The organism is Nocardiopsis trehalosi NBRC 14201 (genome assembly GCF_001552555.1).
In the GTDB taxonomy this organism is placed as follows: domain Bacteria; phylum Actinomycetota; class Actinomycetes; order Streptosporangiales; family Streptosporangiaceae; genus Nocardiopsis_B; species Nocardiopsis_B trehalosi.
This window is the reverse complement of the sequence record NZ_BCRK01000167.1, coordinates 1-13,604: the sequence shown is the minus strand read 5'-3', so window position 1 is coordinate 13,604 and position 13,604 is coordinate 1. Positions and strand designations below refer to the sequence as shown.

The window sequence follows — 13,604 nt, the reverse complement described above, 5'->3', positions numbered from 1 at the left end:
GACGGATCCCCCCTGGATCGACGCCGGCGGCAGCAGAGGTGAATAAGGCGCAATAGCGACGTATTAACAACCAAACCAACATCGCCGCCGCGACGCGGAGGGATCTTGAACGAGAATGCGGAGTTAACGCCGTGGAAAGGGTCGCCGTCCGCGCCCCCTTCCCCTCCGGCGGGCGGGCGGTTCCCGAGGTGGTCCTGATGGCGTGCGCCCGTCGCGGGCGTTCTCGGCCGGCGGTGGTCCGCCGTTGTGGGTTCGGGTGACCGGCGCCGCGATGAATGGCCGGAGAAGAGTGGCACGGCTCACATATGGACCGCGTGGTATTCCTTTCTCCCGCGCGCCGAATCGAACCCGTTCCGTCCGGCGGCGGGCCGCGCTCCCGTTGCGCAGGTCGCGCTCGCCGGGCGCGGGCGGCCGCTGTGGGATAGTTCGGCGGAGGAGCGCGGACGCGGGGGCGGTGGTCCCGGCGCGGGCGTCGCGGCGACCGGTGTGCGCGTGGTGGGAACGTGTGGCGGAGGCCGGCTCGGCGCCGTGTGCGGGCGGCGCGGGCGGGACCGCCGACGCCGCCCGGGAACCGGCCGCGCGGGCGCCCGACGTGAGGGAACGCCGCATGCGGCCGAGGGCGCGCGACCTCCCGGACGCTCTTGAATGCGTCGCACCATCTCATTAGCATCACTCGAAGCCACACCGAAACGCAGGTGATTCAACATGTACGCCGAAGAACGGCAACGCCACATCCTGGACCGCGCCCGGCGCGACGGCAGGGTGGACGTCGCCGGCCTCGCCGCGGCCTTCGACGTCACCTACGAGACGGTGCGGCGCGACCTGACCGCCCTCGAACGCCACGGGGTGCTGCGGCGGGTCCACGGCGGCGCCATCCCGGTCGAGCGGCTGGGCTTCGAACCGTCCCTCGCCCAGCGCGACACCGTCATGACCCCCGAGAAGGAGCGCATCGCCAAGGCGGCCCTGAAGGAGGTGCCCGCCGAAGGGGCGATCCTCCTCGACGCGGGCTCCACCACCGGCCGCCTCGCCGAGCAACTGCCGCCCGACCTCACGGTGGTCACCAACTCGGTGTCCATCGCCCTGACGCTGATGCCCCGGCCCAACACCAACCTGATGCTCCTCGGCGGCCGGCTCCGCCCGCGGACCCAGGCGACCGTCGAGAGCTGGGCGCTCCAGGCGCTGGAGGAGACCTACGTCGACGTCGCCTTCATGGCGACCAACGGCGTGTCGGCCGAACACGGACTCACCACCCCCGACCCCGCCGAGGCGCAGGTCAAGCGGGCGATGATCCGATCGGCGCGGCGGGTCGTCCTGCTCGCCGACCACACCAAGGTCGGCAACGACCACTTCGCCCGCTTCTCCACCCTCGACGAGGTGGACTGCATCATCACCGACTCGGGCCTGGCCGACGGCCTGGCCGACGAACTCGCCGCCTTCGGGCCCCGGATGGTCGTGGTGTGATCCGCCGGCCCGGGCGGGCGCCGCGCGACCGGTGACCCCCGGTCGGTGCGGCGGCCACCGGGCACGCTCCACCGTGACGGCGGGTCCGCGCCGGCCCCGGGCCGGCGCACCCCGCCGCCTCGCCGTACCCCCGTCCGCCCCGGAGCGGACACCCCGCTCCGGCACCGCTCCTCCTCGGCCGCACCGCACAGCACCACCGCACCACCCACCCCACCCCCTCCCGCGAGGTCCGCGGCCGCGTCCGACGCCGCCGGGGCCCGCCGAAGCGACTCCAGGTGATCCCCCATGACCCGATCGACCTCCACCGACCCCGACAGGCGCCGCGGCGCCGAAGCCGGCCGCGCCGTCGTGCAGAAGCTCGGCGGCTACCTGTCCGGCATGGTGATGCCCAACATCGGCGCGTTCATCGCCTGGGGCCTCATCACCGCCCTGTTCATCCCCGACGGCTGGTTCCCCAACGAGACGCTGGCCGCGCTCGTGGACCCGGTGATCACCTACCTGCTGCCGGTGCTCATCGGCTACACCGGCGGCCGCCTCGTCTACGAGCAGCGCGGCGCGGTGGTGGGCGCCGTGGCCACCATGGGCGTCGTCGTCGGCACCGACGTGCCGATGTTCCTGGGCGCCATGATCATCGGCCCGCTCGCCGCCTTCCTGCTGCGGCTGGTCGACCGGGGCCTGCGGCCGCGCATCCGCGCCGGGTTCGAGATGCTGTACGACAACTTCAGCTCGGGCATCCTCGGCGGCCTCATGGCGATCGTGGGCCTGGTGGGCATCGGGCCGGTCGTGCAGGTGATCACGGAGGTCCTGGGCGCGGGCGTGCAGGCGCTCATCGACCTGTCGCTGCTGCCGCTGGTGTCGGTCATCGTCGAGCCCGCCAAGGTGCTGTTCCTGAACAACGCCATCAACCACGGGGTGTTCACCCCGCTGGGCACGGCGCGGGTGGACGAGACCGGCCAGGCGATCGAGTTCCTGATCGAGACCAACCCCGGTCCGGGGCTGGGCATCCTGCTGGCCGTCATGTTCTTCGGGCCCCGGATCAGCCGCGCCACCGCGCCCGGCGCCATCGTCATCCAGTTCCTGGGCGGCATCCACGAGATCTACTTCCCCTACATCCTGGCCCAGCCCAAGCTCATCCTGGCGGCGGTCGCGGGCGGCATCGCCGGTGTCACGACGTTCATGGTGCTGGACGCCGGGCTCGTGGGTCCGCCGTCGCCCGGCAGCATCATCGCCCTGATGGCGGTCTCGCCGCGCGGCGGCCACCTGCCGGTGCTCGCGGGCGTCCTGGCGGCGACCGCCGCCTCGTTCATCGTCGCCTCCCTCCTCCTGGGGTTCGGCCGCTCCGAGCGCGCAAAGGAGAAGGCGGAGCGGGCGCACGAGGCGAAGTAGGGCGGCCCGCCACCGGTCCGGTCGGTGGCCTCGGAGCCCCGGCTCCGGGGCCACCGGGCCGGGCGCGGGGCCGCCCATCACTGTTCGTTGCGCATCCGTTACTACATGGTCCCGTGGCCGGGGTCGGCGGCCGCCGGTCCGGACGGCGGTTCCGCAGGCGCAGGTCAGCGTCGGTGGCCGTCCCGGGGGTGCGCTCCGGCCGTCCCCAGGGGTGCGCGGGGCCGCCCGCGCGGCCTGTGGGCTTTCTGTGGTTTTGTCGTCCCGTTCAGTTGCGTCAGGGTTGTTCGCCATGTAGGACTTCTAATAAAGTTACGCAAAACCAAGTGACACCACAGGCGAAGCCACACGAGCACGTGTCGGGCCCAGGCCGTGGACGCTTGACCGGTCGGCGTCGGAGTACGCCCACCCGCCGGGTCCGCACCCGGCGCCCCCACGACCGCCGGACCCGCCCCCGCCGCAGCGCGGCGGCCGCCGAAACGGAACCGCTGGAATGGGAACCAATGCAGCCAACGAGCGGCACCCCGCGCCCGCACCGGTCGCCTGACCGCCGGGGCCTCCGTGCCGCGGCGGCGGCCGGAGCCGTGCTGGCGCTGGCCGCGCTGTCGGCCTGCTCCTCCAGCGGGGCCGGCCCCGCCGACACCGCACCCTCCGCCGAGGTCGTCCCGCCCGACGCCGCCCCCACCGGCGACGAGCAGGCCGCCCTCGACGCCTACACCGCCATGTGGGACGCCACCGTCGCCGCCTCCCACGAGGGCGGCGGAACGACCGGCGACCTCGACCGCTACGCCACCGGCGCCGCGCTCTCCCTGCTGAACGAGGCGCTGCGCAGCGCCGGGGAGACCGAGGTCACCGGCGAACCCGTCCTCGCACCGGAGATCACGGTCGACGGCGGCGACGCGCAGGTCACCGACTGCCTGGACGACTCCGCCTGGAACCTCGGCGCCGGCCCCACCGAGAGCGGCGCCGGCCCCCGCAGGGTCGAGGCGGGACTCACCCACGACGGGCTCGCCTGGCGAGTCAGCGAACTACGGATCTGGGAGCCCGGAACATGCTGATACGCACCGGTACCGCCGCCGCCACGGCGGCCGTGATCCTCGTCCTGACCGTGCCGGGGCACGCGCAGGCCGACCCCTCCGCGGCGGCCTCGGCCGACCCCGCGCCCCCGGCCGCCTCGACCGGCGGCTCGTTCCTGCACAGCATCGAGTGCGGCGACGACGGCGGAGGCGGCTGCGACATCCTCGTGCGCGGCATCCAGCAGAGCGCCGGCACCACCGGCACGGCGGGCACCGCCGGCGCCCCCGTGACCGCCCCGGCGCCCGACCCCGACGACCCCTACGCCAACGTCGACTGGGACGCCATCGACTGGGACGCGGTCGACTGGAGCGCCGTCGACTGGGACGCCATCGACTGGGACTCGATCGACTACAGCGGCGGCGCCACCCCGGCCACCGCCGGAGCCGACCCGGTCGCGCTCATCGTCGAGTCCATGGACTCCTTCGACCTGCCCGAACCGGAGATCTCCTCCTCGCCCGCCGCCGGGTCCCTGATCCTGGTCACCACCCCGGTGTGGCTCTGGATCGACGAGGCCGAATGGCAGCCGGCCACGGCCGAGGCCGAGGTCCCCGGCATGTCGCTGAGCCTCACCGCCGTCCCCCGCGCCACCCGCTGGGAGATGGGCGACGGCACCGAGGTGGTCTGCGAAGGCCCCGGCACCCCCTACGACCCCGCCACGCACGCCGCCGACGCGGAGTCGCCCGACTGCGGGCACGTCTACACCCGCTCCTCCCTCACCGAACCCGACGACGTGTACACCGTGCGCGCGCACATCACCTGGGACATCACCTGGGAGATCGCCGACGGCGACACCGGCACACTCGCCCCCGTCTCCACGACCTCCACGGTCGACCTCGGGGTGCAGGAGTCGCAGGGCCTCGTCACCGAGAGCAACGGCTGAGGGTCAGCGCAACGCCTGAGCGGCGCGACCGCGCCCACGACAAGGAGGACCTGGTGACCACGATGACCGGCACCCGCGGAAACGCCGCCGAGGCGCGCCCCGCCGCGGCACCGCCGACCGTGCGCCTGCTCGGCACCGGCCCGCGCCGATGGCGCTGGCTCGGACTCGGCCTGGCCATCATGACCGCCGGCGCACTGGCCGGCGTGGTCGCCGTCGACCAGCTCGACGACCGCGAGGGCGTGCTGGTCGCCGGCTCCGACCTCGCCGCCGGCCACGTGCTCACGGCGACCGACCTGGAGGTCGCCCGCATCTCCGTCGCCGACGGCGTGTCGGCGCTCACCGAGGACCGGCTGGAGGAGGCGGTCGGCAGCACCCTGGCCGTCCCGGTGGTCGAGGGCGGCGTGCTGCCCGAGACCGCCCTGGGCGCCGACGCCCAGTACCCGGCCGCCGGCCAGGCGGTCGTCGGCGCGGTCCTGGCGCCCGGCCGCTTCCCCGCCTCGCTGCAGCGCGGCGCCGCCGTCTCCATCGTGCTGGTCGAGGGCGCCGCGGCCGGCTCCGGCGGGGAGGGCGGCCAGGCCGCCTCCCGCGGCTCCGGGGTCACCGCCTACCCGGCCCGCGTGCAGTCCTTCGAGCTGTCCGCCACCGACGGATCGGCCGCCGTCGAACTGCTGGTCGACGCCGAGTCCGCCGGCCAGGTCGCGGCCGCCGCGGCCAACGAGCAGGCGACCGTCGTCCAGGTGTCGGCCGCGGGAGGCAGCTGATGGGCCGCACCACCGCACTGTTCTCGCTGAGCGGCGCGCCCGGGGTCACCCTCACCGCCATGGCCATGGCCGCGGTGTGGCCCGGACCGTCGGGCGCGGTGCTGGTCGAGGCCGACGCCTCCGGCGGCGACGTCGGCGCCTGGTACCGGCTGCCCGCCTCGCCCGGGACCACCGACCTCGCCGCGGCCACCCGCCGCCGCACCGCCGCGGACCCGCCCGCCGACCCCCTGTCGTTCTGCCAGACCCTCCCCGGCGGGCTGCCGGTGTGCGCCGGCCCCGCATCGGCCGACCCCGCTCAGGGCGCGGTGCAGCTGCTGGCCACCAACAGCCCCAAGCTCGCCGCCGGTGGGGGCGCGCCCGGCGCCCCGGCCACGGTCGTGGACCTGGGCCGGCTCGCCCCGCGCACCCCCACCGCGCACCTGGCCGCCAACGCCGACGACGCGCTGCTGCTGGTCGGCGACGACCTCGCGCAGCTGCGCCGGGTCAAGCAGTCCGCCGCCGCGCTGACCGACCTGATCGGCGCGCTGCGCGTCGTGGTCGTCGGCGGATCAGGGCCCACCTCCGAGATCGCCTCGGTCGTGGAGCTGCCCGTGTGGAGCGGCCGCATCCCCCACGACCCCCGCGCCGCCGCGTTCCTGCGCGGCGAGGCCAACGTGAACCGGCCCCACCGCCGCCCGCTGTTCAAGGCGGCGCTGGCGCTGGCCACGTCACTGGTCGGAGCAGCCGCCGGACCCGCGCCGGCCCCGCCGGCGGCCGCGGCCCGGCGCGCCCCGGAGGCGGCCGAGCAGCCGCCCGGCGCCGGCGCCTCCGACACGGCACCGGGCGGGCGACCGTGAGCCAAGGGGAGGGCAGCATGGGCGAGGTCAAGGTCTCCATCGGCGAGGCCGACCGCTTCCTCGACCCCCAGCGGGCCGAACGCGAGAACGCCTGGATCACCTGGGTCGCCACCGAGGCCGGGCGCCGGCTCAGCGAACTGCCGCGCGGCGCGCAGGACGACGACCCCGACGAGTACCGCCGCCAGGCCGAGCGGGTGATCGCGCAGATCCTGGACGAGGCCGCGCGCACCGCGCTGGCCCAGGGCCGCGCCGTGCTCGACTCCCGCACCGAGGAGACCATCGCCTCCCGCGCGCTGGCGCAGGTGTGCGGCATGGGGCCGCTGCAGCCGCTGCTGGACGACCCCGACATCGAGAACATCAACTGCAACGGCACCCAGGTGTGGGTCCGCTACTCCGACGGCAGCCGCGAGCGCCGCCCGCAGCTGTTCGAGACCTCCGAGCAGCTGGTCGCGCTGGTGCGCCGCATCGCCGCGGAGTCGGCCACCGGCGAGCGGCGGTTCGACCCCGGCGCGCCGATCCTGGACATGCCGCTGCCCGGCGGCGAGCGCATGAACGCCATCATGGACGTCGCCCGCGTGCCCGCCGTGTCCATCCGCCGGCACCGCTACAGCACCACCACCCTCGCCCAGCTGCGCGAGCTGGGCACCCTCGACACCCTCTCCGAGCGGCTGCTGCGCGCCGCCGTGCTGGCGCGCCGCAACATGGTCGTCACCGGCGGCACCGGCGCGGGCAAGACCACCCTGGTGCGCGCCCTGGCCGCCGAGATCCCGCCCACCGAGCGCATCGTCACCATCGAGGACGTCTTCGAACTGGGTCTGGACCGCGACGTCGAGGCGCACCCCGACTGCGTCGCCCTCCAGGCGCGCCCCGCCAACGTCGAGGGCGCCGGCGAGATCAGCATCGCCGACCTCGTGCGCGCCGCGCTGCGGATGTCGCCGGACCGGGTGATCGTGGGGGAGACCCGCGGCCACGAGACCGTGCCGCTGCTCAACGCCATGAGCCAGGGCAACGACGGCAGCCTCACCACCCTGCACGCCGCCAACTCCGCCGGCGCGTTCACCAAGCTCGGCGCCTACGCCGCGCAGTCGGCCGAACGGCTGCCGCTGGAGGCCACCGCCGCGCTGGTCGCGGCCGCCGTGCACCTGGTGGTGCACGTCTCGGCGCTGCCCACCGGCAACCGCGTCGTCACCAGCATCCGCGAGGTGGTCGGCGCCGAGGGCCAGAACGTGGTGTCCAACGAGATCTACCGGCGCGACCGCGCCGGCGACGTGGTGCCGGCGGCCCCGCCCAGCCCGGCCACGGTCGACACGCTCGCCGAGGCCGGGTTCGACGTCTCCCAGCTCAGCGTGACCATGGGCATGGGGTGGTCGTCGTGAACCCCGACATCGCCGGGCCCGTCCTGGTCGCGGTGTGCGGCGCCGTCGCGGGCGCCGGCCTGTGGGTGGCGCTCGCCGCCCTGGCCGCCGTCCCGCCCACCGCCCGCGGCGCCCGGAAGAAGGTCTCGCTGCGCGACGCGCTGCTGAGCGAGCACCGCCTGCTGCGCCTGGTCGGCGCCGTGTGCGGCGGCCTGCTCGTGTGGGCGGTCACCCAGTGGCCGGTGGCCGGGGTCATGGCCGCGCTGGCCTGCTGGTGGCTGCCCGCCGTGCTCGGCCCCGACCGCCACTACGAGCGCCACGTGGCCGGAGTGGAGGCCGTGGCGGCCTGGGCGGAGATGCTGCGCGACCTCATGGCCGGCGCCTCGGGCCTGCACCAGGCGATCACCGCCACCGTGCCCATCGCGCCCGAGCCGGTGCGCGAGGAGGTCACCCGCCTCTCCGAGGACCTGCGGCGCGGCCGCGCGCCCGAGGCCGCGCTGCGCGACTTCGCCGACGAGGTCGACAACCCCACCGCCGACCTGGTGTCGGCGGCGCTGAGCACGGCCGCGTCCCGGCACGCCACCGACCTCGGCGTGCTGCTGGGCAGCCTGGCCGAGGCCGCGCGCGACCAGGCGGCGATGCTGGTGCGCATCGCGGCCAGCCGGGCGCGGGTGCGCACCTCCACCCGCATCATCATCGGGGTCACCCTGGGCATGGCCGCCCTGCTGCTGCTGTTCAGCCCCGACTACCTGGCCCCGTTCGACACCCTGCTCGGCCAGATCGTGCTGGCCGTGATCGGCGCGATCTGGGGCACGGCCCTGGTGTGGATGGTGCGGATGGCGCGGCCCAAGCAGGGCCCGCGCGTCCTGGCGCCGGCGGTCCCCGGGAAACCGGTCGAGAAGGCGGAGGCCCCGGCATGAGCGGACCGATCCTGCTGCTGTCCGCGCTGGCCGGCCTGGCCGTCGGCGCGGGGCTGTGGCTGCTGCTGGCCACCCGCTACTCCCGGCCGAGCCTGCGCGAGCGGCTGGCCGAGACACCGGTGCCCATCCACCGGCCCGTCCGCACCGAGGCGGCCGGCCCCCTGTCCCGCCTGGGCGCGGTCGGCGCGCCGCTCATGTCGGCCCTGGGCCTGCCCGGCGCCCGCGCCCGCCGCGACCTCGCGGTGTGCGAACGCGACGTCCCCGGCTACCTCGCCGAGAAGGCCACCGGCCTGATGCTGGGCCTGGCGGCGCCGCCCCTGCTGGCCGCGCCCCTGGCCCTGGTCGGCCTGGACCTCGCCTCGCTGTGGGGCGCGGCGTCCTGGGCGGTGCTGGCCGGCGTGCTGTGGTTCGCCCCCGACCTGTCGCTGCGCGACGAGGCCCGCAAGCGCCGCGAGCAGATGCGGCACGCCCTCGCCGGGTTCGCCGACCTCGTCGTGGTGTCCCTGGCCGGCGGCGCCGGGGTCAACGGCGCGCTGTCCGACGCCACCGCCGTGGGCGGCGGCTGGGCCATCGGCCGCATCCGCGACGCGCTGCGCGCGGCCGCCCTGCGCCGGCTCCCCGCCTGGTCGGCGCTGCGCGAACTGGGCGAGCAGTTCGACACCCCCGAGTTCAACGAGCTGGCGGCCAGCCTGCAGCTGGCCGGCGCCGACGGCGCCCGCGTGCGCGGTTCGCTCGCCGCCAAGGCCAAGACGCTGCGCACCCAGTTCCTGTCCGAGCTGGACGCCGAGGCGCAGTCGGCCACCGAGCGGATGAGCCTGCCCGTGGTGCTGCTGTTCGCCGGCTTCCTCGGCATGCTCGGCTACCCGGCCATGACCCACATCCTCACCAGCCTGTGAGCTGCCCGTCCGCAGCCCACCCGTCCCCGACACGACCACCTGGAGCCCGCGATGAAACTCCTTGTCCACCTCCTCAGCGACCGCAGCCGGCGCGCCCGCGGCGACGGGGGCTACTCCACCGAGACGGTCGTGGTCATCGCGCTCCTGGTGGCCATGGCCATCACGGCGGTCGGGTTCATCTCCGCGACCGTCCTGGAGCGCGCCGAGAGCCTCTCGCTCGGCTGACCGTGCGCCCGATGCCCCCCGCCGGGCCCGCGGCGCGCCCGGGCGCGCGTGCGGCCGCGCCCCGGCGGCCCGACGACGACCGGGGCAGCGCCGAGGTGGCCGTGGCCACCCCGCTGCTCCTGCTGCTGGTGCTGCTCGTCATCCAGGTGGCCGTGTGGATGCACGGCGACCACACGGCGGCCACCGTCGCCCGCCAGGCCGTGGAGACGGCGCGCGCCGCCGACTCCGCCAACGCCCAGGCGCAGGCCGAGGCGTTCGCCGACGAGATCGGCGGCACCGTCCTGGGTGACCGCGGGATCGCGGTCGAACGCGGCGAGACCACCGTGCGGGTGGTCGTCGAGGCCGAGGTGCCCAGCCTCATCCCCGGCCTGACCTGGCCGGTGCGCCACGAGCTGACGGCACCCGTGGAGCGCTTCGTGGAACCGGGCGAGGCGGACGGGGGTGCGCCGTGACCCCCGCGACCGCCGCCCGCGCGCGGCGCACCGGCCGCGCCGCCGAGCGCGGCTCCATGGCCACCGAACTCACCATCCTCACCCCGATGATCCTGCTGTTCGCCATGCTGATGCTGCTGGCCGGCCGGGTCACGGGCGCCGAGGCCACCGCCGACGAGGTCGCCCACGCGGCCGCGCGCGCGGCGGCCCTGGAGCGCACCCCCGCCCAGGCCGACGCGGCGGCCGCCGCCACCGCCGAGGCGGCGCTGAGCACCCACGGGCTGGTCTGCGCCGACTACGCCATGACCCTGGACCACGGCGGGCTGGCCCCCGGGGGAGCGGTGCACGCCGTCCTGGAGTGCCGCGTCGGGCTGGGCGACCTCGTCGGGCTCGGCGTCCCGGGCACGCACACGATCGCGGGCGAGTCCACGGTCGTGGTCGACACCTTCCGGGGGCGGCCGTGACCGCGCCGCCGACCCCCACCGCCCCCGTGGCCGGGCGCGCCCGGCACCTCCGGGGCGACTCCGGCCAGGCGACCGCGTTCGTCGTGGTGCTGGCGATGGCGTTCCTGCTCTGCCTGGGCCTGGTCTTCGACGGCGGCGGCCTGCTGCGCGCCCACAGCAGCGCCCACCTCATGGCACAGGAGGCCGCGCGCGTGGGCGTCCAGCAGATCGACTGGGCGGCCTACCGGCAGGGCGCCGACGAGGTGGGGCTCGACCCCGTCGAGGCGAGCCGGGCCGCGCAGGCGTTCCTCGCCGACGCCGGCGCCACGGGCACCGTCACCGTGGACGGCGACACGGTGACCGTCACCAGTACCGTCGACTACGGCTTCGTGCTGCTGCCCATCGGCTCCACCACGGTCGAGGCGACCGCCACCGCCCGTCCCTACACTTCCCCCGCAGCACCCGCTCCATAGCGACCGCGATCCGTGGAGGCGAAATGAGCATGATCCGCAGGCTGAGTGCGCTGTCGCTGGCCCTGGTCATCCTGGCCGGCCTGCCCTACGTGCTGCTGTGGCACCTGCCCTGGCCGTCGCTCGACCTGTCGTGGGACACCGTGCTGGTGCACCTGCGCAGCCTCTCCGCGCCGCCGGGGACGGCCATGGCGGCGCTCATCGTCGCCCTGTGGACCGTGTGGGGCCTCTACGCCGCCGGCATCGTCGCCGAGGTGGTCGCGCGCGGGCGCGGCGGGCGGCTGCCGTTCCGGCCGCTGGGTCCGCTCCAGGTGATCGCCGCCACCGCGCTGGGCGCCACCGTCGCCTCGCCCGCCTCCGCGCTGGCCGACACCGTGCAGGTCGAGCAGGTCGCGCCTGGGGAACTCGACCTGGGCCCCTCGGAGGCGCCGCGCCCCGAGGTGGCGGAGTCCGCGCCGCCGGCGGACCTCGACATCGGGCCGGCCGCCCCCGGTTCCACCGCCGAGCGGTCGCGCACCATCGCCGGGTTCGCGCTCAACTCCGACCAGCTGACCGACGCCATGCGCGAGGACCTCACCGATGTGGCCGGCATGATCCGCGACTTCGGCGGGACCGACCACACGGTGCACGTCACCGGCCACGCCGACCAGTCCGGCCCCGAAGAGTACAACCAGTGGCTGTCGGAGCAGCGGGCGAGCGCCGCGGCCGACTTCCTGCGCGCGGAGCTCGGTGAGGACGCGCCGGAATTCGCGACCGAGGGCCTGGGCTCCAGCGACCTCCGCGACGGCGACGCGGCCGCGCAGCGCCGCATCGAGGTCGACTACACGGTGGTCACCGGCGAGCGGCCGAGCCCGGAGCCGGCCGCCCCGCAGACCCCGCCCGCCCCGGACGCGCCCGAGCAGAACGCGGCCGGGCAGGACGCGGCGGTCGACGCCGACGCCGATGCCGGCGCCGACACCGGCGCGGGCGCGGACACGGGCGCCGACACCGGCGCGGGCGAGACGCTCGCCGCGGGCGGCGACGCCGCCGACCCCGCCGGGGAGGAGGCCGCGCCGGCCGAGGAGGGCGCGCCCGCCCTCGTGCCGCCCTTCCTGCCGATGTCCGCCGAGCGCGGGCTGCCGGAGTTCTCCGTGGACGCCGACAAGGCCGCCATGGCCGGCGCCGTCGTGGTGGCCGGCATCGTCGGCGGCTACGCCCTGGGGCGCGGCGTGGCGGGCCTGCGGCTGACGCTGCCGCGCCTGGCCCGGAACCGGCCGGCCAAGCCGCGCGCCCTGCCGCCGGCCCCGCCCCGCCCCACGGTCGCCGACGACATCGACGAGCGGGTCACCGTGGAGTTGGACCACGTGCCCGGCATCGGGCTCACCGGCGCCGGCGCCTACCCGGCGGCCCGCCGGCTCGTCGTCAACGCCCTCGGGGACCCCGCGCAGCGGCCCGCCCGCATCCTGCTCACCGACGCGCTGGCCGAGCGGTTCCTCGGCGCCGAGGCCCACGAGGCCCTGCTCGCGGACCCGTGCGAGCCGGTGCGGGTCGTGGCGACCATGGAGGACGCGCTCGCCGAGCTGCAGCGCGAGCTGCACGAGCGCGCCGGCGACCCGCTGACCTCCGCCGAGGGCGACCCGCTGGTGCTCATCACCGAGCCCGACGCGCACCACGAGGTGGCCCTGTCGGGGCTGCTGCTGCACGGCCAGCGGCGCGGGATCACCGCGGTCACGCTGGGCCGCTGGCCGCTGGGCGGCAGTTGCACGGTGGCCGCCGACGGGCTCATCACCGAGACCAGCCCGCCGCTGAACCCGCTGTTCCACGCGTCGTGGCCGGGGGCGAGCCACGCGGACGTCGCGGCGGCGGTGCGCGCCCACCAGGACACCTGGTCCGGCGCGGCGACCGCGTCGGCGGGGAGCGCGTCGGCGGAGACGGCGCCGGTGGCGACCGGGGAGGCGAGCCTGGGCCTGGTGCGGGTCGACGCGCTGGCGGCGTGGGAGGCGGCGGAGGCGGCGGCCGAGCCGTCCACCGCCGCCGTCGCCGCCGCCTCGGCTTCCGCCGCCGCGACCGAGGCGGACGGCGCGGAGCCTTCGGCGGCGCGCAAGGCGGGCGGCCGCCGCGGCCGGGCGCGGTTCCGGCGGCTGGCGGCCGAGGCGCCCGGCGACCGCGCCGAACGGGTGACCGACGCCGACGGGTTCTCCGCCGCGCTGCTGCCCGAAGAGCGCGAAAGTGCCACCGACACCGGCACCGACACCGCTCCGGCGGCGACGGCCGCCGGGGGTTCGGCGCCCGCCCGCGACACCGCGCCGACCGCCGGCGCACCGCGCTCCGCCGATCCGCCCGCACCGGCGTCGGCCGAACCGCCCCTGCCCCCCGTGCCGCCCGCACCGTCCGTGCCCGCCCCGCCGAAGGAGCCCTCCGGCGCGGCGCCGGGCGTGGGGCGCTACGCCCCGGTCGGCCCGGCGTCGCCCCTGCGGCGGCCCGCCC

The 13,604-nt window shown here is 76.3% G+C and carries 14 protein-coding genes; all 14 read left to right on the top strand.

What is annotated here, in order from left to right; translation table 11 throughout:
• Nucleotides 1–705 precede the first annotated feature (705 nt).
• Nucleotides 706–1,461 carry a DeoR/GlpR family DNA-binding transcription regulator gene (locus tag NT8_RS22525; protein ID WP_067973255.1) on the top strand — a complete coding sequence of 252 codons (756 nt, stop codon included), beginning with the start codon at nucleotides 706–708 and terminating at the stop codon, nucleotides 1,459–1,461.
• A gap of 285 nt (nucleotides 1,462–1,746) precedes the next feature.
• The gene (gene mtlA, locus NT8_RS22520; protein ID WP_067973252.1) at nucleotides 1,747–2,847 is read left to right on the top strand and encodes a PTS mannitol transporter subunit IICB; all 1,101 of its coding nucleotides are present in this window, start codon (nucleotides 1,747–1,749) and stop codon (nucleotides 2,845–2,847) included.
• Between the two features lie 500 nt (nucleotides 2,848–3,347).
• The gene (locus tag NT8_RS22515; protein WP_067973250.1) at nucleotides 3,348–3,902 is read left to right on the top strand and encodes a hypothetical protein; all 555 of its coding nucleotides are present in this window, start codon (nucleotides 3,348–3,350) and stop codon (nucleotides 3,900–3,902) included.
• Nucleotides 3,896–4,801, top strand: coding sequence for a hypothetical protein (locus NT8_RS22510; RefSeq protein WP_067973248.1), 906 nt, complete (start codon nucleotides 3,896–3,898; stop codon nucleotides 4,799–4,801). The genes NT8_RS22515 and NT8_RS22510 overlap by 7 nt, the downstream gene beginning before the upstream one ends.
• Nucleotides 4,802–4,863: 62 nt before the next feature.
• Nucleotides 4,864–5,562 carry an SAF domain-containing protein gene (locus tag NT8_RS22505; RefSeq protein WP_067973272.1) on the top strand — a complete coding sequence of 233 codons (699 nt, stop codon included), beginning with the start codon at nucleotides 4,864–4,866 and terminating at the stop codon, nucleotides 5,560–5,562.
• Nucleotides 5,562–6,398 (top strand): hypothetical protein, encoded by an 837-nt coding sequence (locus tag NT8_RS22500; protein WP_157515941.1) that lies wholly within the window; start codon nucleotides 5,562–5,564, stop codon nucleotides 6,396–6,398. The genes NT8_RS22505 and NT8_RS22500 overlap by 1 nt, the downstream gene beginning before the upstream one ends.
• A gap of 17 nt (nucleotides 6,399–6,415) precedes the next feature.
• On the top strand, nucleotides 6,416–7,774 hold the full coding sequence (locus NT8_RS22495) for a CpaF family protein (protein ID WP_084469187.1): 1,359 nt from the start codon (nucleotides 6,416–6,418) through the stop codon (nucleotides 7,772–7,774).
• Nucleotides 7,771–8,673, top strand: a complete 903-nt coding sequence (locus NT8_RS22490) for a type II secretion system F family protein (RefSeq protein ID WP_084469188.1) — start codon at nucleotides 7,771–7,773, stop codon at nucleotides 8,671–8,673. The genes NT8_RS22495 and NT8_RS22490 overlap by 4 nt, the downstream gene beginning before the upstream one ends.
• Nucleotides 8,670–9,569 carry a type II secretion system F family protein gene (locus NT8_RS22485; protein WP_245646284.1) on the top strand — a complete coding sequence of 300 codons (900 nt, stop codon included), beginning with the start codon at nucleotides 8,670–8,672 and terminating at the stop codon, nucleotides 9,567–9,569. Before NT8_RS22490 ends, NT8_RS22485 begins: the two co-directional genes overlap by 4 nt.
• Before the next feature lie 51 nt (nucleotides 9,570–9,620).
• Nucleotides 9,621–9,794, top strand: coding sequence for a hypothetical protein (locus NT8_RS30040; protein WP_169805247.1), 174 nt, complete (start codon nucleotides 9,621–9,623; stop codon nucleotides 9,792–9,794).
• Nucleotides 9,795–9,889: 95 nt separating this feature from the next.
• Complete coding sequence (locus tag NT8_RS22480) at nucleotides 9,890–10,246, top strand: TadE/TadG family type IV pilus assembly protein (protein WP_067973263.1); 357 nt, start codon at nucleotides 9,890–9,892, stop codon at nucleotides 10,244–10,246.
• Nucleotides 10,243–10,689 (top strand): TadE/TadG family type IV pilus assembly protein, encoded by a 447-nt coding sequence (locus tag NT8_RS22475; RefSeq protein ID WP_369406308.1) that lies wholly within the window; start codon nucleotides 10,243–10,245, stop codon nucleotides 10,687–10,689. Before NT8_RS22480 ends, NT8_RS22475 begins: the two co-directional genes overlap by 4 nt.
• Nucleotides 10,686–11,141: a hypothetical protein gene (locus NT8_RS22470; RefSeq protein ID WP_245646283.1), complete on the top strand. Its 456-nt coding sequence runs from the start codon at nucleotides 10,686–10,688 to the stop codon at nucleotides 11,139–11,141. Before NT8_RS22475 ends, NT8_RS22470 begins: the two co-directional genes overlap by 4 nt.
• Nucleotides 11,142–11,170: 29 nt before the next feature.
• The coding region (locus tag NT8_RS22465) for an OmpA family protein (protein WP_157515940.1) at nucleotides 11,171–13,604 on the top strand (2,434 nt) is incomplete at its 3' end.

Coding starts and splice junctions, on each gene's coding strand:
- NT8_RS22485 (WP_245646284.1), top strand. CDS start 8,670: ATGAGCGGACCGATCCTGCTGCTGTCCGCGCTGGCCGGCCTGGCCGTC.
- NT8_RS22505 (WP_067973272.1), top strand. CDS start 4,864: ATGACCGGCACCCGCGGAAACGCCGCCGAGGCGCGCCCCGCCGCGGCA.
- NT8_RS22495 (WP_084469187.1), top strand. CDS start 6,416: ATGGGCGAGGTCAAGGTCTCCATCGGCGAGGCCGACCGCTTCCTCGAC.
- NT8_RS22525 (WP_067973255.1), top strand. CDS start 706: ATGTACGCCGAAGAACGGCAACGCCACATCCTGGACCGCGCCCGGCGC.
- NT8_RS22510 (WP_067973248.1), top strand. CDS start 3,896: ATGCTGATACGCACCGGTACCGCCGCCGCCACGGCGGCCGTGATCCTC.
- NT8_RS22500 (WP_157515941.1), top strand. CDS start 5,562: ATGGGCCGCACCACCGCACTGTTCTCGCTGAGCGGCGCGCCCGGGGTC.
- NT8_RS22515 (WP_067973250.1), top strand. CDS start 3,348: ATGCAGCCAACGAGCGGCACCCCGCGCCCGCACCGGTCGCCTGACCGC.
- NT8_RS30040 (WP_169805247.1), top strand. CDS start 9,621: ATGAAACTCCTTGTCCACCTCCTCAGCGACCGCAGCCGGCGCGCCCGC.
- mtlA (WP_067973252.1), top strand. CDS start 1,747: ATGACCCGATCGACCTCCACCGACCCCGACAGGCGCCGCGGCGCCGAA.